Source organism: uncultured Tateyamaria sp. (assembly GCF_947503045.1).
Lineage (GTDB): Bacteria > Pseudomonadota > Alphaproteobacteria > Rhodobacterales > Rhodobacteraceae > Tateyamaria.
In genome coordinates, this window is the sequence record NZ_CANNCF010000001.1 from 106350 (window position 1) to 133003 (window position 26654).

Here is a 26654-nt window from a genome sequence, read left to right on the forward strand (position 1 = left end):
GCCTCTAAACCGGTGCTAGGGAGGGATCGAAAGGACCCCTCTTCATGTCTCAGGATTCCGGTGATACGCCTGCGGGCCTTGGCTTTGCGATGGGGGCCTATGTTCTGTGGGGCTTTCTGCCGCTCTACATGAAAATGCTGAGCCACGTTGGCCCGGCCGAGGTTGTCGCGCACCGCATCATCTGGTCGGTGCCCTTGGCCGGTATCCTGTTGATTTTGCTACGCCGCACGCGCGATCTACGAGCGGCTTTGACCAGCCCGCGCACATTGGCGATGGGCTGTGTAACGGCGGCGCTGATCACCGTGAACTGGGGCATCTACGTCTGGGCGATCGCGTCCGATCGCACGCTGGACGCTGCGTTGGGGTACTACATCAACCCGCTGTTTTCCGTGGCTTTGGGCGCCATCCTGCTGCGGGAAAAGCTCACCCGCGCGCAATTGCTGGCCATCGCATTGGCCGCTTGTGCGGTGGTGGTCCTGACCGTGTCGGCAGGCACCTTGCCCTGGGCCGCGATTGGCTTGACGGTCACCTGGGGATTTTATGCGCTTGCCAAAAAGCAGCTTCCGATTGGGCCGAACCAGGGGTTCTTGCTTGAGGTTTTGATCCTGCTGGTGCCAGCTCTTGCCTATGTTGCGTGGCTGGGGTGGACCGGGAGCGGGGCATTTCTGGTGGCAGACGCATCAACCGATTGGCTGTTGCTGGGCTGCGGTGCGGTCACGGCCATCCCGTTGATTCTATACGCAAACGGGGCCAAGGGGCTGCGCCTGAGCACCATCGCGGTCCTGCAATATGTCGCCCCCACGATGATCTTTCTGTGCGCGGTGATCGTGTTCAAGGAACCCTTTGGACAGGCGCGCATGATCGCCTTCCCGATGATATGGGCAGCCCTCGTGATCTACTCGATTTCGATGTTCCGCCAGATGCGCGCGGCGGCCTAGCGGCCCTCGAACCAGTCGCGGGCGAGGGTGGTCCAGCCGCGCGGCATGCCGTGGCCGCCATCGTGTTCGCAGAACCGTATCGCGCCCGCTTCGCAGCTGTCATTCCAGTCGCGACAGCGAAACTGCGCGCCGATGGCGATGGTGTCGGGATGGCTGCGGCACTGGTTGGCGCGGCGCGCAAGGGCGAGGCTGTCCCACAGGCTGCCCTGATGCCAGTCGCGAATCGCGCGCCCCTCGAACGGCACCTGATTGTCGCCAAAACCGTGGATTTGCAGGAACTTAACCGGCCCGGAGGGGCAGTCGGCCGTGTCATTGGGCTGGCGCAGCGCACCCGAGATCGACACGAACGCGGCGAACTCGTCCGCCGCCTTGCACGCCATCAGCCACGCCATCGACCCACCGGCCGAGAACCCGGCCACATAGATGCGCTCCGGGTCGATGGAGGCCTTTGTGCGTGCATCCGCGATCACATCGAGGGTAAAGGCGACGTCGTCGCGCGTACCCCCCTCGCGTCCGGCCCATCGCAGCGTGCGGCGCCCCTGAATGGGCGTGCCGTTGGGCGCGATCACCACATATCCGGCACCCGCAAATTCCGAGCGGATACCACCACGAAAGATCATGCCGCCGGTCGCATTGTGGCCGTGATAAAACACCAGCGCAGGCATGTTTTCCTGAGCGTTTTCAGGGACAAGCATATGGTAACTGCCCCCGTCAATCTCACAGGGCGCATCCGCCCCGCAGGCGGATTGCGCCACGGCGGGCAGGGCGAAAAGGGCAAACAAAGCAATGATATATCTCATGGCGCCGACACAAGCCGACTGCGCCGGGATTGCCAAGGGGGAAGGGGGCACATCGCCGGATCGTGAAGCCCGGGCTTGCACGTGCGCGCGGTTTTTGACAGGCGGGGGCATGGATGACGCCTACGCCCCCCCGGATGTCCCGCTGGACGTTCTGCATGACGATGCCGAGATGCTGGTGGTCGCCAAGCCCTCGGGTCTGCTGAGCGTGCCGGGCAAGGGTGAACATCTGTCCGATTGCCTGATCGCGCGGGTGCAGGCGGTCTGGCCGCAGGCGCTCTTGGTGCACCGGCTGGACCGGGACACAAGCGGGGTGATGGCGTTCGGCATCACGCCCCATGCGCAGCGGTTCCTGTCCAAGCAGTTTGAGCTGCGCGCGGCGAAAAAGACATATATCGCAAGAATTTGGGGGCGGCTGACCCCCAAAACCGGGCGCGTCGACCTGCCCCTGATCGTGGACTGGCCGAACCGGCCCAAACAGCATGTGGACCACGAAAACGGCAAGCCGGCAGTGACCGACTGGCGCGTCTTGCGCGACAGCGCGACGGAGACCCGCGTGCGCCTGATGCCGCAGACCGGGCGCAGCCACCAGTTGCGGGTGCACATGCAGGCCCTCGGCCACCCGATCCTCGGCGATCCGTTTTATGCGGACGGGGAAGCGCGCGCATTCGAGCGGCTGATGCTGCATTCCGAAGAGCTGAAGATCAAACACCCGGATTCGGGCCGGATGATGCGGTTTCGGCAAGGCGCGCCGTTCTGATCACGCAACGCCCGGTGGTCCGGATTTTCCGATGGGGCCGAATCAATGCGTCAAGGGCATGAAAACAAGGGGTTTGGGTGATGCACAACCTGTACACAGGGCGTGCACAACCTGTGCACCGATTTGTGCGCTTTTCACGGATTTTCGAAAGTTAACGCAGCGCGCGGTGGGGTTTGTTAAGGAGAGGTTAATGTCCGTTTTGCGGGACTTTCCCGACTTTCGCTGCACCTGCTCCAACGTCTTCTTTGTAAGCTTCTCGACCTGTGCTACTTGGGCAATATGTTGATTGAGTTTTTTAAGAAGCTAGGAAAGTCGAAGTGGTTGCATTGGGTTGGCACAGCACCGTTCATTCTCATTCCTATCGTTATTTTTTTCGGCGGTGACGTATCGCGAGGAGTGGGAATCCTCGCAGTCCTTGCCAGTATGTGGATAGGGGTCATCCTAGGCGGCAAGTTCGCCCTCATCATTTCTACTTTTCTCCTGAAATCCTCCGAGGACATTGGCAAACGGTTGGAAGTTGCGTTCTGTGCCTTCGGCTTCCTGTTCCTTCCTGTGCTCGTAGGTACGTTTACAAATGCCAACCTGGGTACCGACATAGAAATGAGCTCTATGGCCGCTCATTTTCTGGGGGCTTGCATTGGAGCTGGAATATTCTTCTGCATTAGCCCCGAGGACTCTGATAACGTCAGTTGAAACCGGACGTTTGATCGCCGCTCGCCAACAGTCGCTCAGGGCTCCAGACCGGACATCCGACGATTTTCGTCAGGTTCGGAGCCGCCGTGAATGGCCCCAAGGTCGGCTGTGCGCGACAAAGCTGCCCTTCGCGTGACTTCCTCTCTAATGTTTCAAGAACGGAGGAACGGCGATGTCAGAGCGAGTTTCTGGTGGATGTAAATGTGGATCAGTTCGTTATGAAGGCACCCGTTTGGATGCCCCCATGTTTCGCTGCCACTGTCGTGATTGCCAGCAACTTACCGGCTCGGGTCATTCCGAGATGATGCCGCTCGCACTTGAAGGTTTTACGATCACCGACACCTGCAAGACATACGAGATGTCGGGCGGATCGGGTCAGTCAACCTTCAGCGGTTTCTGTCCGACATGCGGGTCTCAGATCACGCGGAACAGCCAACGGATGAGTGACCGGATATACGTACACGCGTCTTCATTGGACGACCCAAACATGTATGAACCGGAAAAATCGATTTGCGCGAACTCTGCACCGATGTGGGATGAAGCCTCGATAATCAAAGGATAGTTTGGGCCCCGGACATACCTATGCTGCACTTGCAATGGGTTCCAATCGGATGATGAAATGGGTCATACCCGGGCTGCTTTGACAAGAATGGGGCGCTCATTTCTCGGCTCGGCTTTCGACTGACAATGCGTGCCATTTGACTGGATTCATTGAAGCCTTGTCGAATGCTGTCAGTGGGCTTCTCAAGAAAAAATTTCACTAATTTCAATATACTTTGGTGGGCTCAAAGGACCAGCATTCAAAGAACTTTAGTGGCTCCATCAGTAGAACACCCATGCGTCCAAGGAGGGCGGAAAAAGGTGGGTTTGCGATAACCATGACACTAAGGTCTGTTCTTTCAAATGCGTACCATGCGCTCGGGTTGAATGAGATTGCCCCGGAGAACCTGCCCAAGGGCGCGGCAAGTCGCCTGCGAAAACTGCAAATCCGCGGCGCGATCGAACAGATGCGCGTGTTTGTTATCGGCAATACGCTGTTTGCACCAACCCTGGCATTTCAGGCTTGGGGTGCGGGCGTGAACGGGGTTGTTATCGCCTGGACCAGTCTGATGCTCGCGTTCTCATGGTGGCTGTTTTGGACGTGGCGCACCAGTTATCTAACGGACGGACAAGCCTCGGACATGACCCGGTTTGTCAACGAAACAATAGTCAACTCGTTCCTTTGGTGTCTGGGGTGCGCGCTGTTTTATCCATTCGTCGACGGAAACGCGAAAACCGTTCTGGTATCTGTTATGGTGGGCAGCCTTGCACTGGGCACGGTGGGGTTTTCTCAGGCCCCAAAGGCCGCGTTCTGGTATCTTGCCATCCAGGCCAGTACGCTTGTCCTTGTCCCGACCTTGTATGCGTTCACCGTTGGCTCATCTCAGGATCTTTTGCTTGGAGTTCTTGCGGTGGTCGTGTCAGCCGCTGTTTTCAACGCCGTGTTAGAGCGCGCGAAGAACCAAATGCGGGCGTTTAGAAACCACGAAGCTCTCGCACAAAAAACCGAAGTCGTTGACCTTCTTCTGAAGGACTATGAAGAACAGGGAAACGAGTGGATATGGCGAACGGATGCCGATGGGCGTTTGATCAGTTGCCCGCGCCAGGTTCTCGAGCTCATGTCGTTGAGTGAGGATGATCTGCACGAAACAAGCCTTGTTCTGGCCATCGATAAAACGGTCGAAGAAGAGGGCCAAAGCGAAATCAGCAAGATCAGCAAGGCATTTGACGAGCAGATTGACCTCTACGATATCACATTGCCGCTGCGCAATCCTTCGGACAAATCCGTGAAATGGATCGTAATGAAAGGCCGCCCACAATACGAAGATGACAGATTTGCGGGCTACAGAGGTATTTTTGCGGATGCCAGTGCCGCAGTCGAGGCCAAGAAACACATCGAATTCCTCGCCACGCATGATCCTCTTACAAGAACGTACAACCGCAATTATGTGCACTCAAAACTCGAGGCGCTGGATGCCAAGCAACATAAGGCATTGATTTTCCTGATCGATCTTGATGGCTTCAAACAAGTCAACGATGGCTACGGGCACTTTGTCGGGGACAAATTATTAAAACTGGTGGCCGAAAGACTGCGTGCGGTCGTCGGGAAAACGGGCATGGTCGCCCGGCTGGGAGGCGATGAGTTTCTGGTCTTGTATGTACTCGAAGCCGACGAAACGCACATTCTGAGTGACAAATCAGGGCACGAGATACTCGAAAGCCTGTCAAAACCGTTTGTCATAGATCATTTGGACATCGGGATCTCTGGATCCGTTGGAATCGCCAAGTTTCCAAACGATACGGACCACGGTTTGACCCTGCTCAATCAGGCTGATCTCGCCCTTTATGCGGCAAAGCGGAGTGGACGCAATAAATGCGTCACCTTCGTCAAAAAGATGATGGATGGGTTGCAAAAGCGGATCATTTTGACCGAAAGGCTGCGCAAAGCCATTCAGGAGGGTGAGATCTTGCCCTTTTACCAGGCACAACACTGTGCCCAGAGCGGGAAGCTTGTTGGTGCCGAGGCTCTTGCAAGATGGACTGATGCCGAACTTGGTTTCGTTGGCCCGGATGTATTTATCACCATCGCAGAAGAAACAGGCCTTATTCACGACCTTGGTGAACAAGTTTTGCGACGCGCGTGTTTAGACGCCCTCGACTGGTCACCGGGGATAGATGGTGAACCTTTGATGCTTGCTGTCAACCTGTCCCCTGTTCAGGTGATGCGTGGAAATATCGCGAAAACGGTAAAACGCATCTTGAAGGAAACCGGGTTTCCTCCGGAACGCCTTGAAATCGAGATCACAGAAGGCGTGCTTATCGATGATGTCCCCGCGACGCGTTTCCTTTTGGAAGAGCTGGCCGACGCTGGCATTGCCATCGCCTTGGACGATTTTGGAACGGGGTATTCATCGCTCAGCTATGTGCGTGCCTTGCCACTCAATCGACTCAAGATCGACCGTTCCTTCATTTTCGAGATCGAAGAGCCCGAGGCGCAGTCAATCGTTTCTGCCATTGTCAGCCTGAGTAAGCGTTTGAATCTGGAGGTTGTTGCGGAAGGTGTCGAAACGCAACGATCCGTTGAAATACTTGCCGAGTTGGGGTGTGACGTGTTGCAAGGCTATTTCTTTTCGCGCCCCGTCACAGCGAGCGATTTTCAGAATTTGACTTTGGGCAACAGACGACAGGCATCCGGCTAGTTGTCACACAAGGCGTGCTACCTTGCGGCTTTCAGGCCGGGATTGCCTTGCCGTCTTGAAACGGCGCCACCATCCCGCTTGATCCGCAGACACCAAACGACGCCTACTGGCGCGGTTTTGCGCCACCGCACCCCGCCTGCCCTACCCGTGGTCTCGGATATAGAGGGCTCCAACCCGCCCTTCGCTACCCTTCCCTTTAGAACCCGGATCGGACCCAAGCCAAAAGGCGCCGCTCCATCCACCGCTCAGCCGGCGATTTGGTTGAGCTTGGTGCGACAGGTTTGCGTTGCGATATCCTCGATCCAAAAACTGCCCGGGAAATAGCGTTTTGTCGTCACCCAGTGGACTGGCAATTGAGCGGCGCGGCGCCGTTTCAAAGTCTGCTTTTAATAGCGTCTGTGCTATTCGGTCGGGCATGCGCGCAACAGAAAACCTTCGGTCTGCTTTGTCACACGTGTGCTGGATTGGCGGCGGCAGCGGTGCGGGCAAGTCCACCGTTGCGCAAGAGTTGGTGGTGAGGCGCGGTGCTGTTCTTTACGATACCGATGCCGCCATGGACGAGCATGTGAGCCGCTGCCACATGGCGCGCTGCCCCAAGCTGCGCGCGTTTATGAACATGGACATGGACGCGCGTTGGGTTCACCGGACGCCGCAGGTTATGCTCGACAGTTTTCATTGGTTTGAGGGCGAAGGGTTTGAGCTGATCGTGGACGATCTCCTGGCGCTTCCGCGCGACAGGCCGGTGATTGCCGAAGGGTTCCGGCTGTTGCCGAAACGTGTCGTACCGCTTCTGCAGGCACCCCGCCGCGCGATCTGGTTGCTGCCGACTCCGACCTTCCGCCGCCGCGCCTTTGATGCGCGGGGGACGACGTGGGATATCGCGCACAAGACCAATGACCCCGAGAAAGCGCTGGCGAACCTGCTTGCGCGGGATGCGCTGTTTACGGCGCGCCTGCGTGCGGAGATTGCGGAGCTTGGGCTGCAGGCGATCAGGGTGGACGGGAGCCTGAGCCCGGATCAACTGTGCAAGGACGTCGATGATCGGCTGTTTGGTTAGGTGCCGCACACGGGCTCCGGAGGGAGGAGCGTCAGGTGTCAAACCCTGCAACCAGATCAACCTCGTGATCGGAAAAGCCAAAGCTCGCGGCTATTGCGCGATGTGCGTCGGTTCCGAGGTAGTGTGAGAGTACGGCATTCACGTCCCGCAAAAACGCGGTGTCGTCCAGACAGAAGGCGAATGAGCCAAAGGCTGGAGGTTTTTCGCGCGGCGGCACCGGGACCAATTCAATCGGCCATGCGCTGTTTTGCGCGATGAAGCCTGCATGGGCCATACCGACGCTGGCATAGGCGTCGACGGCTTGGTCTTTCACCGCCTTGGCCGCCTCGGTGTAGGTTTCAAACACGGCGATGCGGTCCTCTGGAAGGCCAAATTCCACGGCCGAGCGGTGCTGGAATTGGTCGCGAATGACGGCCAATCGGGCGTGCGGATGATCTGCCAGCGATTGATAGCCGCTTAGGCCCAATGGATTGCCTTTTGCCACCAGCAACCCGTCCGGCAACGCCCATATGGGGCGACTGAATTGCGCGGTTTGCCTGCGTTCGTCTGTCCCGAATAGGCCGGTTGTCATGCGCCAGCGTCCCTGCGCTAGCCCGGGCAGCAACGCGCCGAACTCGGTTTCGACGGGTTCAAACTCCGCAATTCCGAGTTCGCAAAACACATGCCGCGCAAGTTCCACATCGCAGCCGGTAACGCGGCCCGTGGCATCGATGCAATTGAACGGAGGCTCGATCAGGTAGGCAAATTTCATGGGTCCTCCGTGGGGCCGTAGCTCGCGATCTTGATGGCGAGGATGCGTTCGCATTTTTCGAGCGTTGCGCGCTTGGCCCTGAGCGTGTCCGCGTGATCGGCGAGGATTTTGCGCCGCTCGGGCATCCCGGCATCCCCCGCTTTGGCAAGGGCCGTGAATTGGCGCATCTGCGCCAGCGGCATGCCGGTTTCGCGCAGCCAATAAAGCAGCGTCAGCCATTCGATCAGCGGCGGCGTGAACCGCCGATGCCCATCCGGGCCGCGCTCGATCCGGGGCAACATGTCCGATTTTTCGTAAAACCGGATTGTGTGCGCGGACAGTCCGCAGGCCTTGGCCGCCTCTGCAATTTTCATGGTTGGATGCCTTCCTTAGATCGTTGCCTAGCGGGTTAGAGCAACTCTAAGTCAACGCCGAGTTATGAAAAAGTGACCCTGCACCGCCACGGTCAGTACCGCGTTTTCCGGAGATGCCCGACATAACAGTTTCAATTGCAGGTTTAGCGAATCGGAATTCAGCACTAGGCTCGGTTGTGACGTCTATCAGGAAATTCGATGGCCACTCTCACCCAGCAGCAACGTGAATTCATAGAACGCTATATTTTACGGGCTCCGAGTCGCATCGAAGAAGTACTGACAGACCAGTTGCAGCCCGAAAGCCCGAGCGCTGCGGTGCGGGCGGAAGATACCAAGTTCCTGATGGACGAAATCGTGCGGCTTGCACCGCCTGCCGCAGCCTCGGACACGGAAATCAAGGACATCAACGATCAACGCCGCGAATTGCGGCGCATGGTCGACGCCGACATGTCGCAGGCGGATTTGCGCGCCGCGTCGGTCGGGCTTGAAGCGCTTGTGGAACTGCACGAGCAGGTCGCCAGTGCCATCGCGGGTCGGGTTACGCAACGGACCAAGCTGTTGAAAAGTGCCTCGGATATTGAAGAAGACATTGAGGAGGCATTCCGCAAAGAAGATCGCGCGGCGATTGAGACAAAAATTGAAGCGATCAGAACGGCCCTGCCAGATCCCAGCAGCATTGAAAACATCGCAGAGGCGACCGGCCTTGAGCCCGAGCTTGCCCCGCTTCTCAAAACGGCGCAGGACAATCTGGCCGCCGACTGTGCCGAACGTCGCACTGCGATCCTGGGTGAAACCCAAACCCTCGCCGAAAGCCTGAAAGAAGAGGATTTTATCGAGAGCGAAGGCACCAAATTGAGCGATGCGCAGGAGGCGGTGCGATCCGCGCTGCCCGACCCCTGTGGACCGGGTGACATTGGCCGCGCGGAAGACAAGCTGAAGGCGCTTGGCACCCTTGTGACGGCCATCAAGGCGGCGATCCTTGAACGCGCAACCAAACGGGCAGAACGGCGCGCCGAAATGCTGAAGACGGTCGAGGATGCCATGGAAACCTTGCCGCAGGACGTGCGCAGCACCGACAAGAAGACCGCCGGGGATATGGCGGAGTCGATCCGCAAGGCCCTGCCGGACCCCTGCAGCGACTCTGACTTGGAGGCGGCGGCCCTGCTTGCTCCGCAACTGCCCCCCCTTGTCAAAACGGCCATCGAAAACGCCACCACCGACCGCGAAGAACGCGCGACATTCCGGGCCGAAGCCATTGTCTATCGCGACGAGATACAAGACAGCCTCACCACCAAGGATATGAGCGAAGAAGAGCGCAAATCCCTCGAAGACGGTATTGCTGCGCTGACCACTGCCTTGCCTGAACCGGTGCTGCCCGCAGGTTTCGAAGCGGCGCAGACCGCGAAAAAAGCCCTTGAAACGCTGGTGAGCGACGTCGATGCCGCCATCGAAAAACGGGTGCTGGAACGTGCGGCCAAGCGGCTGGCGCTGTTGCAGGAGGGCCAAGACCTTGTCGACTCGGTCGATGCCGAATGTGCAGGCGACGACACGGCGCTGGTCGAGGCTGCCCAAAAAAACCTGAGCGACGCTTTGCCGGATCCATCGTCCGAGGCCAATCTGGGCACGGCTGGCGATCTGATCGCACCTCTGCGCACGGCAGTTGAAAACGCCAAAAAGTATCTGGAGCAACGACAGGATCTGCTGAAAAAGGCGGCCGCTGTGGTTGCGCGGTTGAAATGGGGTGAAGGTAAACTTGCCCCGCATGCCAAGGCACCGGCAGGCAAGAGCGATCCGCTGAAACTGGAGGCTGAGGGCATTGCCGGCCCGCTGGCAGCACTCGCGGACTGGGCGCAACTCAAGGAATTGCCGGCGGCCGAAATCGCCGCCAAAACCAAAATCGTTGAAGACGCGGACACGGCGACGACCACGCTGGAAGGCAAGCTTGAAACCCTGAACGAAGAGATAACACAGGCGCTTGCGGATCTGGCGCTGCTTGTCACCTCCGCTCGGGACGCGGTTGGGGAGAGTTCGGTCACCGCATTGACCGATGTGCAGAAACAGCCCTTTCTGGATCGCATCACGACCGCCGAAACGGCGGGTGAGGCGTCTCTGGACGATCTTTCGGCGGTCACCACGACGCTGGCTGACATTGCCAAAGAGGCGCGCAAGCTGAGCGCGGCCATCCGCCCGTTGCGGGCCCGTTTGGGCAAGGTGGGGCCTGCCCCCGGCGCTGCGTTGGCGGCCGAAGCCACCATGCTGCTCAAGCTGCGCAAGGCGGCTGAGGATGCGTTGAATGGAGCGTTGGAACCATGAAGCTGACCGCCGCCGAAGCTGCCGTTGCCGCGCTGGAACGCTATATGTTGCAAGTGGCCCGGAACATCGCGGATCGCGAAAAGATCAAGACCGACCATGATCAGGCAACGCTTGATTCTCTGGTGGGCGCGTTTCCCGATCCGGACAAACTGAGCGCCTTTGCCGATGCCATGCCAGCGACACCCGACCTGAAGGCGCTGATGGCGGCCTTCCCGAACCCGGTTGTTCTTGGGACGATGGTGAATGACACGCTGGGAGGTGACATCAAGCTGTTTGCGGTTCTCGCCGAAAAGGGCTGCAAACGCGATCCGGCGCTTTTGAAGACACTGGCGGATAAGCTGCAAAGCGATCCCGGGATTCTGGCGAATTTCAAGTCCATGCTGAGCGAAGGGGGTTTGGCCAAGAACCCGGATGCGCTGGCGGCCATGCTGCAAGGCGGTTGTGACGGCAACGCGGACAGGTTCGCCACCGTCTGCGGCAAGTTTGCAAACCCGGGTGAACGGGCCGCCCTGGACGCCGTGTTGTCGGCAGGTGGCATGGGCACGGCGCCAGAAGCGTTTGGCGCGCTGGCCGGGCGTGGGGACGGGGACGTGCTCAAGCAACTGACTGTCGATTTTGCCGCACCCGCCGATCAGGCCAAGCTGAGTGGGCTGATGACCAAGGGCGGCATGGACGGGCGCGCCGCCGGGCGGCCTGACATGTTGGCGGATGTGATCGAACATGGTCTGGGCAACAACCCGGCAAGGCTTGTCGAGCTTTACGACGGGTTTGCCCCGTCGCCGCCTGCCGCCGAGGATCTGGGCAGTCTCGAGGCGATGCTGACCGCATTTGACGGCACCGATAAACGGGCAGGGCAGCGGCTGAACAGTGCGATCACCGGGTTCCTGAACCGCTACAATACCGGACCACCCCCGCCGGTGCCGCTGATGACCGAAGCGCAGGCGGCAGCCAGATTGCGCACCCCGTTCATGACGAACCTCAACGCGCTGTGCGGCACGGCGGGTGCGCCGGATGTCGTGGCCAATGCCGCCAGCAGTGGCGCAGGAGTGGCCAGCGCAAGGCCGCTGCCGCCGCAACAGGTCGGCACGGGCGCGGTCGAGGCGAGCCTTGACGGACCTGCCGCCGCACGCCTGCTTGACGGAGCACTGGCAGAGCCGGACAGAACGCAAGCCGCGATCCTGTCGGACGCCTCAACCATCCTGAAGGGCGCCGCCGACGACCTTGGCGCAAGTGTGGCCGGTGATGCAGATGCCGAACGCACGACGCAAACCACTGATGCGACAGCCGCGTTGAAGGATTTGACCGATGCGCTGGTGGCCAAGCTTGAGGGGGCCACGCTGGCCGAAATCGAGGCGGTGCGCGTGGCCACGCGCCAACTTCTTCCGCTTGCAGACACGGAGCCGAATGTCGCCGCACGGGACGCGGCGATTGTGCAGATCAAGGCGTCCGGGGACGCCATTGACCTCGCTCTCAAGCGGCTGGCGGCGGCCACGGCAACTGCGGCTGGCCCGGCAGGTGTTGCAACCCAGGCCCTTGGGCTGACGCTTGCCCGCGCCGCAGGTGCCCCCGCCGCGGAACAGGCCGCACTGAAGGGTCTGATGGAGACGGCTCAACTGGCTGCCGGTGCCAGCGCTGCCTCTGCCGGTGACCCGGCTGCCCTGGCGGCGGCGGCGAAAAAGGGGGTGGACGACGTCACACCCGGTGGGGATCGCGCCGCCGCCTACAAGGTACTTGATGACGCCGCAGAGCGGTGCACCGCTGCCGCAAATGCAGCCACCGCGACCCTGATGGCGGCACCGCGCCCGGTTGAGATTGCGCTGATCGATCATGCCGCGCGATGTGCGGATGAGGCCGCCCGCGCCGGGCAAGCCGCCGTTGATCAGACCAAGGGGCAGGCGGCACTGAAGGCCGCCAAGGCCGCCGCCGACGCGGTTGCACTGGCCGTGCGCACAACAGCGGCGGCTGCGGACACGGCGGCTGCCTTCCGGTCGGCCACGGCCAAGCCCATGATGGCCGCAGCGACGCAAGCCAACGCCGCGCGCGACGCGATTGAACGTATGCCTGCCAACACGGTGGGGCGTGACGATATGCAACTCGCCGCCGATGTGGCCGCGGCCTCTGCCCGGTTCGCGGCTCTCACCGAGGCTGATCGTGCAGCGCTTGTCGCCACAGGTGACCCGGCGCTGGAACAGGCGGCCAAAGACGCCGCCTACCGCAAAGCGGCCGAAACAAAAGGCAGCCCGCCTGATGCGGGCGAGGTCACGGCACAGATCACCACGGCCAATCTGGCCGCCGTCACTGCGGCCACTGCGGCAGACACAGCGCGCGTTGCGTTGACGGCGTCTGCCCTCCCGGCGGTTCTGCCTGCGCTCTATGAGAATCTGATCGAGGCCTGTGCCGTGGCGGCAGAGGCCGCACTTGGCGCAGCACGTGAGGCCGAGAACAAGGTGAACCGGGATACCGCGCTTACGGCAGCCGGTGCTGCGGCAACCGCTGCAGCGGAAGGCGCGCGCAAGCTGGCCGAGTATCAAATCACCCAGGCCAAGACCATCCTGTCTGCCCAGCAGGGCACTGCCAATGGCGTCACAACCGCTGCCCGCACAAATGGCGAGGCGGATCTGGTCGCGGGCAATCCCGTCTCACCGGCCCACAAGTCTGCGCTGATCACGAGCACCGGAAACGCGACGCGGGCCATGGCTGACAGCGGGGCAGCACTTTTGTCCGAACTGATGGCACCGCCCGTTCCGCCTGCCGCAGCCTCCGCGATCCATACTGCATTTTCCGATGCGGCGGAAAAAACAGCCCTGGCCGCCGCGCCCGGCGCCTCGTGCATTGCGCAGATCGAGGCGTGCGAGGCCTATCGCGCCGCTCAGGACGCGCTGTCTGCCAAAGCGATCACCGATTTCGGGGTGGCTGTCGGCGTTGCCGCATTGACGCCCCCGGGCGGAGCAAACGCCGGGGCGATCCAGCCCGCCGCCCGCGCCATCGAGGCCGGGCAGGCCGCCGCCAAAGCCGCAACCTCGTCCTGCACGGCCTTCAAGGAAGCGGCGCGGAAAGTGAAAATCGAGATTGCGCGGCACGTGGCACGGTTGCAGCAAATTGACGTGGCCAAGCGCACCGTCACAGAAACCGCTGATCTGAATGCCCTTCAGAACAGGCCGGTGGGTGTGGACCAGAAGATCGCTGATGCGGATGCCCGCCAATTGGCGTGCACGGCCAGCCTCACGGCTCTGGACGCCAGATGCCGGGACCTGATGATGTGGATCAACCAACATCACCAAGGTGCCGCCAACAGCGAAGAAGTTGTGACAGCCGCAGGGATGACCAATATCCTGAAGGGCGAAAAACACAAACATGCCGGGGCCATGGGTAAGGATGACCTGATCCGAAATGCAGCATCCCTTGTGGCCGCGCCCTACACCGGGGCTGCCGCGGCGCAGACACCGCATGCGGCCGTTTTGGCACCAAACCCAAACCCGTATCCGGCCGAAACCACGAGCGCCGACCTTGCCCACATCGCCGAACGTCACGTCTATGAAACAATGGAGCGCAATGGGCGGTCCTTCCCGCCGCAGGAAGAGTACATCGTCGGCGCGCTGTCCAAGGCGGACTGGATCGGTGCTCAGCACCCGCGTGTCAGGCCGCAAGCCGTCAAGGACCTCGCCAAGGCCACGGACGCCGCCAAGACGACGTCGATGCTGCCCGAAACGATCACGGGGGCCAATATGGCGGCATTTGTGACGTCAGCCATTCAAAAGGCAAAGGAAGCGGCCAACCCGAACACGCTTTTGGCGGCAATGACGGCCGGACTGCCGCCCGTGCCGGGAGGGCCAGCCGTCCTGCCAAACGCATATCAAACCGCCGTGAACGGCGTTTGGGATGAATATGACGTGAATGTTGACGTGCCCTCACCGCCCCCGCCAACGATTAGCATCCATCTCGGGTTCGAGCTGAATACCCGCAAGTGGACCCCGCCACCGGGGCCACCGCCAGCGCCGCCCCAAGCCGTCCCGACCGAGGCCGTTCTGGGCCAGATGTATCCAAATCCGGGACCTGACGTTGATTCCATAATCCCCAGCGATATGTTGACCATTGGTCGCGCAATCGGCATCTAAGACAAAAGGACTTCAAGTCACCATGACAGACCCCGCCTCGCTGCTCGAAGTTTACCTGCGTGTCCCCGGCCCGGACGGTCGGCTCACCTCGGACGAAGCACTGCTCGATGTTCCGGACTTTGTGCGTGACATGGGCCTGAACAGTGTCGGCACCGGGGGGATCGTGTTTGATGATGAGAGGGACAGCGTCGTGGTGACGGATGATCTTTTCTCGGTCTATCAGGCGCTGGTGATCGACGCCCCTGCCGCGCTGAAAGCAGGCGAGACCGTACGCTATCGTCTGCGTGGTGATCCGTCGGAACTGGTCATGACACCGAGCGGGGACCAGACCGTCATCGTGCTGGACGATGATGAGACAATCACCATCTCGACCGAGCTGCTGTTGGACAAGCTTGCGCAGACCGCAGAACGGTTTGAACGGCTGCAAAAGATGGCCGCTGGCGAGGGGTGAGAGGGCCGCCGTGTAACGGCGCGCTTCAGATCCCGGTTGGTCGTGGCCCCCTCGTCGGCGCGGGCGGCTTGCACCTGCAGACCTCAGCCAAGGGCACAGGTGTTTGCGGAACCGCCAGCCTGTCGTAGGGTCACGTGGATCATACGGAACGAGGTGCCCAATGACCGATCCATATTCCGATCTCGGCGCGCAAGATATCGCCCTTCAGGAGCGTATTGCGGCGGCCATGGAAGCCCGCTGCCTGGAGCCTGCCCAGATCGCAATTCGCAAGGCCTACATGGAAGACCTGCACCTGCCCGAAGGCGCCCGTGCGCTAGAGCTTGGGTCGGGCACCGGACACGTCACACGCGATTTGCTGGAGCTTGCAGGTGCGGCCACCGCGCACGGGCTCGAACCATCGCCCGTCATGGTGGACCGGGCCAGGAACAGCTTTGACGGTGATGACCGGCTGAGCTTTGACATCGGTGACGCCAAGGCCACGGGGTTTGCGGATGAAAGCTTTGACCTCGTGTTGATGCACACATTGCTGTGCCACGTTCCGGGGCCCGAAGACGTGGTGCGCGAAGCATTCCGGATTCTGAAACCGGGTGGCGTGCTGGCGATCTGCGATGGTGATTACAGCACCGCGACGGCGCAGATCGCGGATTTCGATCCGCTCGATCAGCTGATCAAGTTCATGATCCATCAGAATGTGACCAACCTCTGGATCATGCGGCAAATCTCAGGGATTCTGGCAGAGACCGGGTTTCAACTCGGCGCCCGGACGGGCCACGGATATGTGGCGGAGGGCGAGGCAGCCTACTTTCTCACCGTGATTGACCGGGGTGCGGATCGCATGGTTGAGGACGGTTTGCTGTTTGCCGAAACCGCAGAGGCATTGAAATCGGAAGCAAGGCGCAGGGTGGCTGCCGATACGTTTTTTGGTTTCATGTCCTATGTGAGCCAGATCGCAACAAAACCACATAGCCTATGATTTGGCCTCCGCCAAATCTGCCGAGAAGGACCAGCCCGTCCCGTCGCACCACAGGTGCGCCAACAACAGGTCGGCATGCCTGTGGCATGACGGGATGGCGATATGGTATCCGTCGCAAACAATGGGTCGCGAAGATGTCCTTGGCAGCCATAAAGCGCAGTAGCCGTTGGTTCGGATCGCCCTCCCACGGGCTGTCGATCACCCGTCTCGCGTCAGTGCGAGGCCAACGTCGCTATTCCGCCGCCCAGCCGCTCACCGCCTTCACTTCGAGGAAATCCTCGATGCCCCAGACGCCGCCTTCGCGGCCATTGCCGGACTGTTTCATGCCACCAAAGGGCGCGCCCGCCGCGCGGGATGTGCCGTTCATTTCGACCATACCCGAGCGCAGTTGCGTGGCCAGCCGGTTGGCGCGGCCCGTGTCCTGCGTCTGAACATAGTTCGTCAGCCCATAGGGCGTGTCATTGGCGATCTCGACGGCCTCTTCCTCGGTCTCGAACGGGATGATCGACAGCACGGGGCCAAAGATTTCCTCGCGCGCGATGGTCATGTCGTTGCGCACATCCGCAAACACCGTGGGGCGCACATAAAACCCCTTGTTGAAGCCTTCGGGGCGACCCGGACCACCGGCGACAAGGCGTGCGCCCTCACTGATGCCCTTGTCGATCAAGCCCTGGATCTTGGTCCATTGCGCCTCGTTCACCACGGGGCCGATATGGCGGCCCGCGTCGCTGGCAGGGCCCACGGTGACCTTGCCTGCAATCGCCGCCGCCTCGTCCACCACGCGGTCATAGATGCCGCGCTGCACCAGCATACGGCTGGGTGCGTTACAGGACTGGCCGGTGTTGTTCATCATGTGCAGCACGCCGCGTTTCACCGCCTTTTCGTCGGCATCTTCAAAGATCAGATTGGCGCCCTTGCCGCCCAGTTCGAGGTGTACGCGTTTCAGCGTGTCGGCGGCATTTTTGGAGATCAACGTGCCCGCACGGCTTGATCCGGTAAAGCTGACCATGTCCACGTCCTTGTGCCCGGACAGGGTGGTGCCCACACCGGCGCCATCGCCATTCACGAGGTTGAAGACACCGGCGGGAAAGCCCGCCTCGTCCATCAGCTCGGCAAAGATCATCGCGTTAAGCGGGGATTCCTCGCTGGGTTTCAGCACCATGGTGCAGCCCGCGATGGCGGCGGCCCCGACCTTGAGACTGACCTGGTTCATCGGCCAGTTCCATGGCGTGATCAGGGCGGCGACACCGACAGGTTCATAGATGATCCGGTCGTTCGGGGCGTGATCGCCTAGCGGACGGTTGAACTGGAACCCCTTGGCCGCACGCACGAAATTCTTCAGATGCCATGTGCCTGCACCCACCTGGCTGCTGCGCGACATGTCGATGGGGGCGCCCATTTCGGCGGACATGGCCTGGGCCAGATCCTCGGCCCGGGTCTCGTAGATGGCGATCAGTTTTTCGACCAGCGCGATGCGTTCGGCCGGGTCGGTGCGCATCCATGCGGGCAATGCGGCCTTGGCGGCAGCAATCGCCGCCTCAGCATCTTCGGCCCCGCCCAGCGAGATCGTCGCGCAGGGCTCTTCGGTTGAGGGGTCGATCACGTGATGGTCGGTGCCGCCGCGCGGGGCGACCCACTGGCCGTTGATGTAAAAGTCGCGTTTGACGAGCATGGTGATGCCTCCCGAAAGAACTGAGTCGCGCGGACTGTGACACCGAGTTTCAGCAGCAGCAAGACGGGGGATGAAACTGCGCTTCGGATCGATTAGGTATGTGTTAACGCCAATCATCCCTCAGGAGGACACCATGGGTTTGCGCATCAACGACACGATCCCCGATCTGACAGTGACGACGGATCAGGGCACTTTTTCCCTGCATGAATGGATTGGCGACAGTTGGGCCATCCTGTTTTCCCACCCCAAGGATTTCACCCCCGTCTGCACCACCGAATTCGGAGCCGTCGCGCAACTGGCGGACGAATGGGCCAAGCGTGGCACCAAGGTGCTGGGCGTCTCCGTGGACGGGGTCGAGGACCACAAGAAATGGAAGGGCGACATCGAAAAGGTCGCCGGGGCGCCTGCCGGTTTCCCGATCATCGCCGATGACGGGCTGGAAATCTCCAAAGCCTTCGACATGCTGCCCGCCGAGGCCTATCTGCCCGATGGCCGCACCCCTGCCGACAGCGCCACGGTGCGTTCGGTGTTCATCATCGGCCCGGACAAGCAGCTCAAGCTGAGCATGACCTACCCGATGACCGTGGGGCGCAACTTTGCCGAAGTGCTGCGTGCGCTGGACGGATTGCAGATGTCGACGGGCAACGGCGTGGCCACACCTGCAAACTGGGTGCCGGGTGACGACGTGATCATCCCGCCTGCGGTCTCGAACGAGGACGCCAAGGCGAAGTTCGGCGAATTCACGACCGTGCTGCCCTACCTGCGCACGACAAAGGCGCCGGGCTGATCTTTGGCCACGTTTCTGAAACTCGATACCGGCGTCATTGGCAACTTTGACGCCGCTTTGGGCGATTGTGTCACGGTGGTGGACACTGCCCTACTGCGTGTCTTGCAGCGTTTGGCCCGTGGGCGGGGGTGGCCTGCCGCACTGGCGCTGTGGGTGCGTTCGAAACTAGCACCCGGTTCCGCGGCCCGCGCTATGGTTGCGGGCAATGTGGACCGCAAACGCATCCGCTTGCCCGCCGTCTTCGGCAATTCTGTGGTGTCGGGGATCTATGAGCATATCAAGGCAGGTCAGGCAATGCTGTTGCACGCAGCGCTACAGGATACCTTGGCGACCACCGAGCCCGATATCGTCATCGTATACAACGGGTCGGTGTACCCTGAATCCGTGCTGGCCGACGTCAGCGTGGGGCGCACCCGCGTTTTTGTCGAGGGCGGTTTTTTCCCCGGGACTTTGCAGATTGACCCTGCGGGGCTGAATGGCGCAAATTCCGTGCCCCGCGATCCGGCATTCTACCTTGAAACTGCAGATGACTTTGCTGCGGGGGGCCTGCCTGACGCCGTCAACAACCGCGCCTCAAAAGCGTCCGGGGATGGCGCTATCGTGCTTGAACCGGGCTTTGTCTTTGTTCCGTTTCAGGTGCCGTCTGATATGCAAGTGACACTGCATTCGCCATGGGTGCGGGATATGGAGATGTTTCTGGACGTGGTCATTGCTGCGGCTGAACGGAACCCTGACGATACTTTCGTGATCAAGGAACATCCAAGCTTCAAGCGGTCGGTCAAGGGGCTGCGCCCCGGTCACCCCCGCGTGATTTTTGCCAATGACAACGTTACATCGGACCTGATTCGCGATGCGCGCGTTGTGGTGACGCTGAATTCGACTGTCGGTATCGAGGCGTTATTGTTTGATCGCCCCGTCATCACGCTGGGCAAAGCATGTTACAATATTGAGGGTCTGGTCCTGCACGCCGAGGGGCCCGAGGCTTTGGACAAGGCTCTGACGCAGGCGCGCGGCTGGAGCCATAACGAAAGGCTGCGCCACCAGTTTCTGGGTTATTTGTGGCAACGTTACCTTGTGCGCGGGCGCTACGATGATCTGCCCGACGACCTTGCCACTCAGGTAGAGGCCCGCGCCGAGATGGGCGGAAACCTGTTGCTTTCTGGGAGCCCAGGCGTGCCTGTGTCATTCCAACCCAAAAGCTCTGCCTGAACAATAGGGTCAAAGCCCGTGTGATAGGCCCCGGCGATGACGGCATCACGTTGAAAGTAATAGTGATATTCGCGGCTTTTCTTCAGGAACGGCGCGTCGAGATATTTGAACAAGACGAGCGGATGCGCGTCGATGAAGTAGTAGCGAAAACGGCTTTGCGTGATGGCCTTGTTGCGGATCTGTTGCCAGTCCGGCTGTGACGGGTCACTGGCCAGGACGGGTGCAAAGATGGTTTGCCCGCGCAGCGTCGTCTGGCCGTGATAGGTCGCCACCGCAAGCAACTCGTCGTCGCTGAGGGCCATGCCTGCGGCCATCACTTGTTCGGGTGTGATCCGTGCTGCCACGGAATAGCCCATCGCGGAAAAGGCCCCTGTCAGCTTGACCTCAAGCTGGCGGATGATCAGGTGTTTGGTGTCGAAAAATGGCATATTACGCCAAAAATCCTGAAACCGAACGTCGGCGACCACATGCCCTTTGAACCGGTAGAAATAGGATTGCAGGTGGTGATGTTTGGCCTGTCGGTTCTTGGTGTTCTGGAAAATGCCGTAAACGTCTGCGGATGACTCCTTGGCCTGATCGATTAATTGGCATGTCCGTGTCAACGGGAACCAGACACTATCGTTGAGCACAAACAGCGTGTCAGGGGTTATCCCGCGATCCAGAATCGTCAACACCCCTTCGCGGTAACCTCCGAAATCATACCCCACATTTGGGCGTTGCACGATAAGGGAGCAGTGCGGCGTTAGCCGTCCGATATCAGCGTCGGAAAGTGGGTGATTGGCGACCAGAACCACCGCGACACCCTTTTCGCCCAAATGTTCCAACGTCAGAAAAAGCGAATTCAAAAGTCCGTCCGGCTGATAGATCAACAGAATGGCGACGTCCTTGCCCACGCTGATGGCCCCGTCGGTTGTGATAACCTTGGGCCGCTCGAACCGGTCATAACGTTTGCGATTGGCAGGCCCTTTAGACAACCGTCTGAGTTCGCGCACTTGCGATACAAGGCGGCGCAGCTCTCGTTTGATTTTCCACATCTTGGGCATGCGTAGGGATCTTTGTTAGTCGGGTTGTGCCGACAGACATGCGTCGCCCTTCGGCCCCTTAACACAATTGAACTGGCCCGGGGACTATCCACCCGGGCCAGTTCAGCATTTTTCGACCGGCGCTTAGCCTTCTGCCGCTTCTTCTTTCTTCACTTCTTCGCCGGTTTCCTGATCGACAACTTTCATCGACAGGCGGACCTTGCCGCGATCATCAAAGCCGAGCAATTTGACTTTGACTTCCTGGCCTTCCTTCAACACGTCCGAAGGATGGTTCAGGCGGCGGTTTTCGATCTGGGACACGTGCACCAGACCATCACGCTTGCCAAAGAAGTTCACGAACGCACCGAAATCGACAATCTTGACGACTGTACCGGTGTAGATCGCGCCTTCTTCAGGCTCAGCCACGATGGACCAGATCATGTCATAGGCTTTCTTGATCGAGTCGCCGTTGGGCGAAGCAATCTTGATGATGCCATCGTCGTTGATATCAACCTTGGCGCCCGACACTTCGACGATTTCACGGATCACTTTACCGCCCGAGCCGATGACTTCGCGGATTTTATCCGTTGGCACCTGCATGGTTTCGATACGGGGCGCATGTTCAGAGAATTCGGCAGCACCTGTGATGGCTTTGTTCATCTCGCCAAGGATGTGCATCCGGCCCTCTTTGGCCTGTGCCAGCGCTTTTTCCATGATCTCGGGCGTGATGCCGGCGATCTTGATGTCCATCTGCAGCGAGGTGATGCCGTTTTCGGTCCCTGCCACTTTGAAGTCCATGTCGCCAAGGTGGTCTTCATCCCCAAGGATGTCGGACAGGATCGCGTATGATCCGTCCTCTTCGAGGATCAGACCCATGGCCACACCGGCCACCGCGTTTTTCAGCGGCACACCGGCATCCATCATCGACAGCGAACCGCCGCAGACGGAAGCCATCGAGCTGGAGCCGTTGGATTCGGTGATTTCCGACACCAGACGCACGGTGTAGGGGAAGTCGGTCGAGGCGGGCAGCACGGCTTGCAGCGCGCGCCATGCCAGTTTGCCGTGACCGATTTCGCGACGGCCGGGAGGGCCCACGCGACCCGCTTCACCCACCGAATAGGGGGGGAAGTTGTAGTGCAGCAGGAAGTTGGATTTGAAGTTGCCGTGCAGGGCGTCGATGAACTGTTCATCATCGCCGGTGCCCAGCGTTGTGACCACGAGGCCTTGGGTTTCACCACGGGTGAACAGGGCCGAACCGTGGGTCCGGGGCAGAAGACCCGTCTGGCACACGATGTCACGGATTTCATCCGTTTTACGACCGTCGATGCGCTTGCCGGTTTTGACAACATCACCGCGCAGGATGGACGCCTCAAGACCTTTGAGGGCGGAACCGAGGTTTGGATCTTCGGCCTGCTCTTCGCTCAGGGCCTCAAGGATCGCGGTGCGGGCAGCGGCAACAGCCGACGTGCGCTCTTGCTTGTCCGAAATCGCAAATGCGGCGCGCATCTGCGTTTCACCGGCGGCTTTGACAGCTGCGGACAACTCCGAATAGTCAGGCGCCTGGAAGTCAAACGGCTCTTTCGCGGCATCTTCGGCAAGGCTGATGATCAGTTCGATCACCGGCTGGAACTGCTCGTGGGCGAATTTCACCGCACCCAGCATCTCTGCTTCGGACAGCTCATAGGCTTCGGATTCCACCATCATCACGGCGTCCTTGGTCCCGGCAACAACCAGATCAAGGCGCTGTTCAGGGTTCAGGCGCAGGTCCTGCATGTCGTCGACGGTGGGGTTGAGGATGTAATCGCCATCTTCAAAACCAACACGGCAGCACGCGATCGGGCCCATGAAGGGGGCACCGGAAATGGTCAGCGCGGCGCTCGCCGCAATCATCGCCACCATGTCGGGGTCATTGACCAGATCGTGGGACAGAACGGTACACATCACCAGCACTTCGTGTTTGAAGCCGGAGACGAACAGCGGGCGGATCGGACGATCGATCAGGCGGGCTGTCAGGGTTTCCTTCTCGGTGGGCCGCGCCTCACGCTTGAAGAAGCCGCCGGGGATCTTGCCCGCAGCGTAGTATTTTTCCTGGTAGTGGACGGTCAGGGGAAAGAAATCCTGACCCGGTTTTGGTTTCTTGGCGAATGTCACGTTCGCCATGACGCTGGTTTCGCCCAGCGTGGCAATGACGGATCCGTCCGCTTGACGGGCGACCTTGCCGGTTTCCAGTGTGAGCGTCTCTTCGCCCCACTGCATCGATTTTTTCACTTCGTTGAACATCTAGGTTTCCTGTGTTGGCCCGTTTGGCCATTTGCATAGGGGGCGTATTCCCCCTGACCTCTCTCATCTTCTTTTGCGGGCGCTGAGGTCCGGGCGCCATGCTTTCAGATTGTGCGCGCATACAGGAGTTTGAACTCAATTGAAAGCGTTGTGGCCTGTGACCATTGCGCGCCGCGCACCACGGCTTTTTCGGGGGTTTGGCAAAGGCGATGGAGCATTTGGGCAAGCCAATCGGGTCAGGGCTGGTCCACGGCCTCGGACGATGTATGTTTGCGCCAACAACCAAAGGATCAGACCATGCGTATCTTGTTTACAGGCGGCTCAGGCAAGGCAGGGCGGCACGCCTGCGCCTATCTGCGGGATCAGGGCCACCGGGTGGTGAATTTCGACCGGGTGCCGCTGAATATGGAAGGGGTCGATGACCGCATCGGCGACATGACGGACCTCGGCCAGGTCTATGACGCGCTCACCAGCATCGCCAATTTCGACGACTTGCTGGCAGGCACCGGCGTGCCGCGCTTTGACGCGGTGGTGCACTTTGCCGCCGTGCCGCGCATCCTCGTGACAGGGGATGCGGAATGCTACCGCACGAATACGCTGGGCACCTACAACGTGATCGACGCTGCCCTGAAAACGGGGGTGCGCAAGATCATCTTTGCCTCGTCCGAAACCACCTACGGCATCTGTTTCGCGGATGGAGAGCGCAAGCCCGACTACCTGCCCATCGACGAAGAGCACCCCGTGATCCCCGAAGACAGCTATGCCATGTCCAAGGTCTGCAACGAGGTGACAGCGCGCAGTTTCCAGCGCCGCTCAGGCGCGGATATCTACGGCTTGCGGATCAATAACGTGATCGAACCGCACGAATACGAGGCCAACTTTCCCGCCTATATCGACAATCCCGACCTGCGGCTGCGCAACATCTTCGCCTATATCGACGCGCGCGATCTGGGGCAGATGGTGCAATGCTGCCTCGACACGGACGGGCTGGGGTTCGAGGTGTTCAATGTGGCCAATGACGACCACTCGGTCGCGCTGGACACGGACGCATTGGCCTCCCGCTACTATGACGGCGTGCCAATGGCCGACATGGCCCCGCGCGAGACGTTCTATTCCAACGCCAAGGCCAAGCGGCTGGTGGGGTTCAAACCGGCACATCACTGGCGGATGTACCTGCCGGACTGACCCCACCGTGTCAGCGCGTCAGGCGGTGTGATGCACCTCCTGCAGGCCATAGACGGGGGTGGGAATCCCCTCCATCCGGGCCTTGATCTGCAGGGACAGGAACTGCGAATAATGGCGCGATTGATGCAGGTTGCCGCCATGCATCCACAGGTTTGGCACCTGCGTGGGCTTCCACATGTTGCGCTGCTCGCCTTCCCACGGGCCGGGGTCCTTGGTGGTGTCTGATCCCAGACCCCAGCATTTGCCCAGCCGGTCGGCCATATCCTGCCCCATCAGGTCCGCCACCCAGCCATTCATCGAATTATAGCCCGTGGCATACACCACCAGATCAGCCTCCAGATGGGTGCCATCGTCCAGCAGCACCCCCGTTTCATCCAGCGCCGTCACCTGACCGCGTTTCAGCTTGATCTTGCCATCGATGATCAACTGGCTTGCGCCCACATCGATGTAATAGCCCGATCCGCGGCGCAGGTATTTCATGAACAAACCGCTCTCGTCATCCCCCCAATCCAGCCAGAACCCGGCCTTTTCCAGACCGTCATAAAACGCCTTGTCCTGCTCTTTCATCGCCGCATAGGCCGGGATCTGGAATTCGTGCAGAATGCGATAAGGCAGCGAGGCAAAGACCAGATCGGCCTTTTCCGTGGTCATGCCCGCGCGCACTGCGCGTTCCGAATACAGATCACCCAACGCGACCTCCATCAGCGTCTCCGAGCGCACGATATGGGTCGAGGAACGCTGCACCATGGTCACGTCCGCGTCGCCCTCCCACAGCGCGGCGCAGATGTCATGGGCCGAGTTGTTGGACCCCACCACAACCACCTTCTTGCCCGCCCATTTGTCTGGCCCGTCATGTTCGGACGAATGCTGCTGCACCCCCTTGAAGGTCTCCATGCCGGGAAAGTCGGGCATGCGTTTCTTGCCGGACATGCCGGTGGCCATGACCAATTGCTTGGGTTTCAGCACCACCTCTTCGCCGTCACGGTCCACCACGATCGTCCACTCGCCCTTGGCCTCGTCAAAGCTGGCGGATTTGGCGGTGGTGCGGGTCCAGTAATTCAGCTCCATCACCTTGGTGTACATTTCCAGCCAGTCGCCGATCTTGTCCTTGGGCGAGAACACGGGCCAGTTTTCGGGGAACTTGATGTAGGGCAGGTGGTCGTACCAGACCGGGTCATGCAGGCACAGCGACTTGTAACGGTTGCGCCAGCTGTCGCCGGGGCGTTCGTTGCGCTCGACGATAATGGTGGGCACACCAAGTTGGCGCAGGCGCGCGCCCATGGCGATACCGCCCTGCCCACCGCCGATGATGACGCAATAGGGTTGCGTCTTGTAGCCCAGCTCCGCCTCTTGGCGCGCGCGCTCTTCGGCCCAGGTTTCGCGGTGCTTGGCCGCCCCATGCTTGGCGCCCATGGGCCGGTTGAACCCGGCGGGTTCCTCATGGCCTTTCAACTCAACGAGGGTGGTCAGCAGGGTCCAGATCTTGTCCCCCTTGAGGCGCAAAAGGCCATAGCCCCGGCCGACCTCTGTCTCGAATTCGATCCAGACTGTCGTGACACCACCGTCCTCGGCCGGAACCTCGCCTTCAGCGATTTTCCACGCCTCGGGCTTGGTTATGGCAAGCTGTTGGGTCAGCATGTCAGCGACCTGGTCCTTGCCCTCCACGGTCTTGATATTCCACGTAAAACTGACAAGGTCGCGCCAGTAGCAATCCGCGTCGAACATGTCACAGGCCGCCGCGATATCCCCTTTGGACAGGGCCGCGCCGAACTCGTCCAGAAACGCCTGAGTTTGGTCCGTAAGTGTGGTGTCGAGCATGTGTTCCTCCCAGATTCACTTTATAGTTGTCCGAGCCTAGCACACAGCGCGATTCGATCTACTTTGGCGCGAATTGATCAGCACAGAGCCGCGCGTGTCGGCCTTCTTGCAGTGGGGCGCGCTGCGGTCTCGTAACAGGGCTGCTCCGTATGATTTGGGCGCGCCGGGTTGCTGTGGATTACGGGTCGAAACCGGTGGCGATCATAAATGACTGAGCAGTCTGTCGTATAAGTTCGCTTCG

At 60.3% G+C, this 26654-nt stretch carries 20 protein-coding genes; 13 read left to right on the top strand and 7 right to left on the bottom strand.

Translation table 11 applies throughout. The features are described from left to right. Window positions 1–44 precede the first annotated feature (44 nt). Entirely contained in the window at window positions 45–938 is an 894-nt protein-coding gene (gene rarD, locus Q1A89_RS00545; protein WP_299722190.1) for an EamA family transporter RarD, read from the top strand. Here rarD and Q1A89_RS00550 read toward each other — a convergent pair. Next, complete coding sequence (locus Q1A89_RS00550; RefSeq protein ID WP_299722193.1) at window positions 935–1738, bottom strand: PHB depolymerase family esterase; 804 nt, start codon at window positions 1736–1738, stop codon at window positions 935–937. The genes rarD and Q1A89_RS00550 overlap by 4 nt on opposite strands. A 109-nt stretch (window positions 1739–1847) precedes the next feature. Between Q1A89_RS00550 and Q1A89_RS00555 the strand changes: the two genes are divergently transcribed. From Q1A89_RS00555 to Q1A89_RS00570, 5 genes are all read left to right on the top strand, one after another. Next, a complete protein-coding gene (locus Q1A89_RS00555) occupies window positions 1848–2495 on the top strand; it encodes a pseudouridine synthase (protein ID WP_299722196.1) in 648 nt (215 codons plus the stop codon). A gap of 279 nt (window positions 2496–2774) precedes the next feature. After that, window positions 2775–3188, top strand: a complete 414-nt coding sequence (locus Q1A89_RS00560) for a hypothetical protein (protein ID WP_299722199.1) — start codon at window positions 2775–2777, stop codon at window positions 3186–3188. Window positions 3189–3432: 244 nt separating this feature from the next. After that, window positions 3433–3750: a GFA family protein gene (locus Q1A89_RS23475; protein ID WP_366524457.1), complete on the top strand. Its 318-nt coding sequence runs from the start codon at window positions 3433–3435 to the stop codon at window positions 3748–3750. Window positions 3751–4111: 361 nt separating this feature from the next. Continuing rightward, entirely contained in the window at window positions 4112–6427 is a 2316-nt protein-coding gene (locus Q1A89_RS00565) for an EAL domain-containing protein (RefSeq protein WP_299722202.1), read from the top strand. Window positions 6428–6881: 454 nt separating this feature from the next. Then, complete coding sequence (locus tag Q1A89_RS00570; protein WP_299722205.1) at window positions 6882–7484, top strand: AAA family ATPase; 603 nt, start codon at window positions 6882–6884, stop codon at window positions 7482–7484. 31 nt (window positions 7485–7515) lie between these two features. Here the strand turns inward: Q1A89_RS00570 and Q1A89_RS00575 are convergent, their stop codons facing one another. Both Q1A89_RS00575 and Q1A89_RS00580 read right to left on the bottom strand, forming a co-directional pair. Further along, window positions 7516–8235, bottom strand: a complete 720-nt coding sequence (locus Q1A89_RS00575) for a transporter substrate-binding domain-containing protein (RefSeq protein ID WP_299722208.1) — start codon at window positions 8233–8235, stop codon at window positions 7516–7518. Beyond that, a complete protein-coding gene (locus Q1A89_RS00580; RefSeq protein WP_299722211.1) occupies window positions 8232–8588 on the bottom strand; it encodes a MerR family transcriptional regulator in 357 nt (118 codons plus the stop codon). The genes Q1A89_RS00575 and Q1A89_RS00580 overlap by 4 nt, the downstream gene beginning before the upstream one ends. Before the next feature lie 198 nt (window positions 8589–8786). On the opposite strand from Q1A89_RS00580, the gene Q1A89_RS00585 reads away from it, so the two are divergent. From Q1A89_RS00585 to Q1A89_RS00600, 4 genes are all read left to right on the top strand, one after another. After that, on the top strand, window positions 8787–10901 hold the full coding sequence (locus Q1A89_RS00585; RefSeq protein WP_299722214.1) for a hypothetical protein: 2115 nt from the start codon (window positions 8787–8789) through the stop codon (window positions 10899–10901). Beyond that, window positions 10898–15016, top strand: coding sequence for a hypothetical protein (locus tag Q1A89_RS00590; protein WP_299722217.1), 4119 nt, complete (start codon window positions 10898–10900; stop codon window positions 15014–15016). The genes Q1A89_RS00585 and Q1A89_RS00590 overlap by 4 nt, the downstream gene beginning before the upstream one ends. Before the next feature lie 22 nt (window positions 15017–15038). Next, window positions 15039–15467, top strand: a complete 429-nt coding sequence (locus tag Q1A89_RS00595; protein ID WP_299722220.1) for a hypothetical protein — start codon at window positions 15039–15041, stop codon at window positions 15465–15467. Window positions 15468–15627: 160 nt separating this feature from the next. Then, window positions 15628–16440 carry a methyltransferase domain-containing protein gene (locus Q1A89_RS00600; RefSeq protein ID WP_299722223.1) on the top strand — a complete coding sequence of 271 codons (813 nt, stop codon included), beginning with the start codon at window positions 15628–15630 and terminating at the stop codon, window positions 16438–16440. A gap of 232 nt (window positions 16441–16672) precedes the next feature. Here Q1A89_RS00600 and Q1A89_RS00605 read toward each other — a convergent pair whose 3' ends face one another. Beyond that, the gene (locus Q1A89_RS00605) at window positions 16673–18112 is read right to left on the bottom strand and encodes an aldehyde dehydrogenase family protein (RefSeq protein WP_299722226.1); all 1440 of its coding nucleotides are present in this window, start codon (window positions 18110–18112) and stop codon (window positions 16673–16675) included. A gap of 133 nt (window positions 18113–18245) precedes the next feature. Between Q1A89_RS00605 and Q1A89_RS00610 the strand changes: the two genes are divergently transcribed. Both Q1A89_RS00610 and Q1A89_RS00615 read left to right on the top strand, forming a co-directional pair. Then, entirely contained in the window at window positions 18246–18899 is a 654-nt protein-coding gene (locus tag Q1A89_RS00610) for a peroxiredoxin (protein WP_299722229.1), read from the top strand. 3 nt (window positions 18900–18902) lie between these two features. Beyond that, a complete protein-coding gene (locus tag Q1A89_RS00615) occupies window positions 18903–20108 on the top strand; it encodes a nitrogen fixation protein FixF (protein WP_299722232.1) in 1206 nt (401 codons plus the stop codon). Here Q1A89_RS00615 and Q1A89_RS00620 read toward each other — a convergent pair. After that, window positions 20015–21151, bottom strand: a complete 1137-nt coding sequence (locus tag Q1A89_RS00620; protein ID WP_299722235.1) for a rhamnan synthesis F family protein — start codon at window positions 21149–21151, stop codon at window positions 20015–20017. The two genes, Q1A89_RS00615 and Q1A89_RS00620, sit on opposite strands and share 94 nt — an antisense overlap. A gap of 123 nt (window positions 21152–21274) precedes the next feature. Then, the gene (gene pnp, locus Q1A89_RS00625) at window positions 21275–23410 is read right to left on the bottom strand and encodes a polyribonucleotide nucleotidyltransferase (protein ID WP_299722238.1); all 2136 of its coding nucleotides are present in this window, start codon (window positions 23408–23410) and stop codon (window positions 21275–21277) included. A gap of 297 nt (window positions 23411–23707) precedes the next feature. Between pnp and Q1A89_RS00630 the strand changes: the two genes are divergently transcribed. Further along, the gene (locus tag Q1A89_RS00630) at window positions 23708–24595 is read left to right on the top strand and encodes an NAD(P)-dependent oxidoreductase (RefSeq protein ID WP_299722241.1); all 888 of its coding nucleotides are present in this window, start codon (window positions 23708–23710) and stop codon (window positions 24593–24595) included. An 18-nt stretch (window positions 24596–24613) separates the two neighbouring features. On the opposite strand, the gene Q1A89_RS00635 is transcribed toward Q1A89_RS00630, so the two are convergent. After that, window positions 24614–26413, bottom strand: coding sequence for an NAD(P)/FAD-dependent oxidoreductase (locus Q1A89_RS00635; protein ID WP_299722243.1), 1800 nt, complete (start codon window positions 26411–26413; stop codon window positions 24614–24616). Between the last annotated feature and the right edge of the window lie 241 nt (window positions 26414–26654).

Bases quoted from the DNA above. Each gene is read 5' to 3' on its own strand.
- Q1A89_RS00560 (WP_299722199.1), top strand. From the start codon at position 2,775: ATGTTGATTGAGTTTTTTAAGAAGCTAGGAAAGTCGAAGTGGTTGCAT.
- Q1A89_RS00585 (WP_299722214.1), top strand. From the start codon at position 8,787: ATGGCCACTCTCACCCAGCAGCAACGTGAATTCATAGAACGCTATATT.
- pnp (WP_299722238.1), bottom strand. From the start codon at position 23,410: ATGTTCAACGAAGTGAAAAAATCGATGCAGTGGGGCGAAGAGACGCTC.
- Q1A89_RS00580 (WP_299722211.1), bottom strand. From the start codon at position 8,588: ATGAAAATTGCAGAGGCGGCCAAGGCCTGCGGACTGTCCGCGCACACA.
- Q1A89_RS00605 (WP_299722226.1), bottom strand. From the start codon at position 18,112: ATGCTCGTCAAACGCGACTTTTACATCAACGGCCAGTGGGTCGCCCCG.
- Q1A89_RS00630 (WP_299722241.1), top strand. From the start codon at position 23,708: ATGCGTATCTTGTTTACAGGCGGCTCAGGCAAGGCAGGGCGGCACGCC.
- Q1A89_RS00610 (WP_299722229.1), top strand. From the start codon at position 18,246: ATGGGTTTGCGCATCAACGACACGATCCCCGATCTGACAGTGACGACG.
- Q1A89_RS23475 (WP_366524457.1), top strand. From the start codon at position 3,433: ATGTTTCGCTGCCACTGTCGTGATTGCCAGCAACTTACCGGCTCGGGT.
- rarD (WP_299722190.1), top strand. From the start codon at position 45: ATGTCTCAGGATTCCGGTGATACGCCTGCGGGCCTTGGCTTTGCGATG.
- Q1A89_RS00575 (WP_299722208.1), bottom strand. From the start codon at position 8,235: ATGAAATTTGCCTACCTGATCGAGCCTCCGTTCAATTGCATCGATGCC.
- Q1A89_RS00600 (WP_299722223.1), top strand. From the start codon at position 15,628: ATGACCGATCCATATTCCGATCTCGGCGCGCAAGATATCGCCCTTCAG.
- Q1A89_RS00555 (WP_299722196.1), top strand. From the start codon at position 1,848: ATGGATGACGCCTACGCCCCCCCGGATGTCCCGCTGGACGTTCTGCAT.
- Q1A89_RS00620 (WP_299722235.1), bottom strand. From the start codon at position 21,151: ATGCCCAAGATGTGGAAAATCAAACGAGAGCTGCGCCGCCTTGTATCG.
- Q1A89_RS00590 (WP_299722217.1), top strand. From the start codon at position 10,898: ATGAAGCTGACCGCCGCCGAAGCTGCCGTTGCCGCGCTGGAACGCTAT.
- Q1A89_RS00635 (WP_299722243.1), bottom strand. From the start codon at position 26,413: ATGCTCGACACCACACTTACGGACCAAACTCAGGCGTTTCTGGACGAG.
- Q1A89_RS00550 (WP_299722193.1), bottom strand. From the start codon at position 1,738: ATGAGATATATCATTGCTTTGTTTGCCCTTTTCGCCCTGCCCGCCGTG.
- Q1A89_RS00595 (WP_299722220.1), top strand. From the start codon at position 15,039: ATGACAGACCCCGCCTCGCTGCTCGAAGTTTACCTGCGTGTCCCCGGC.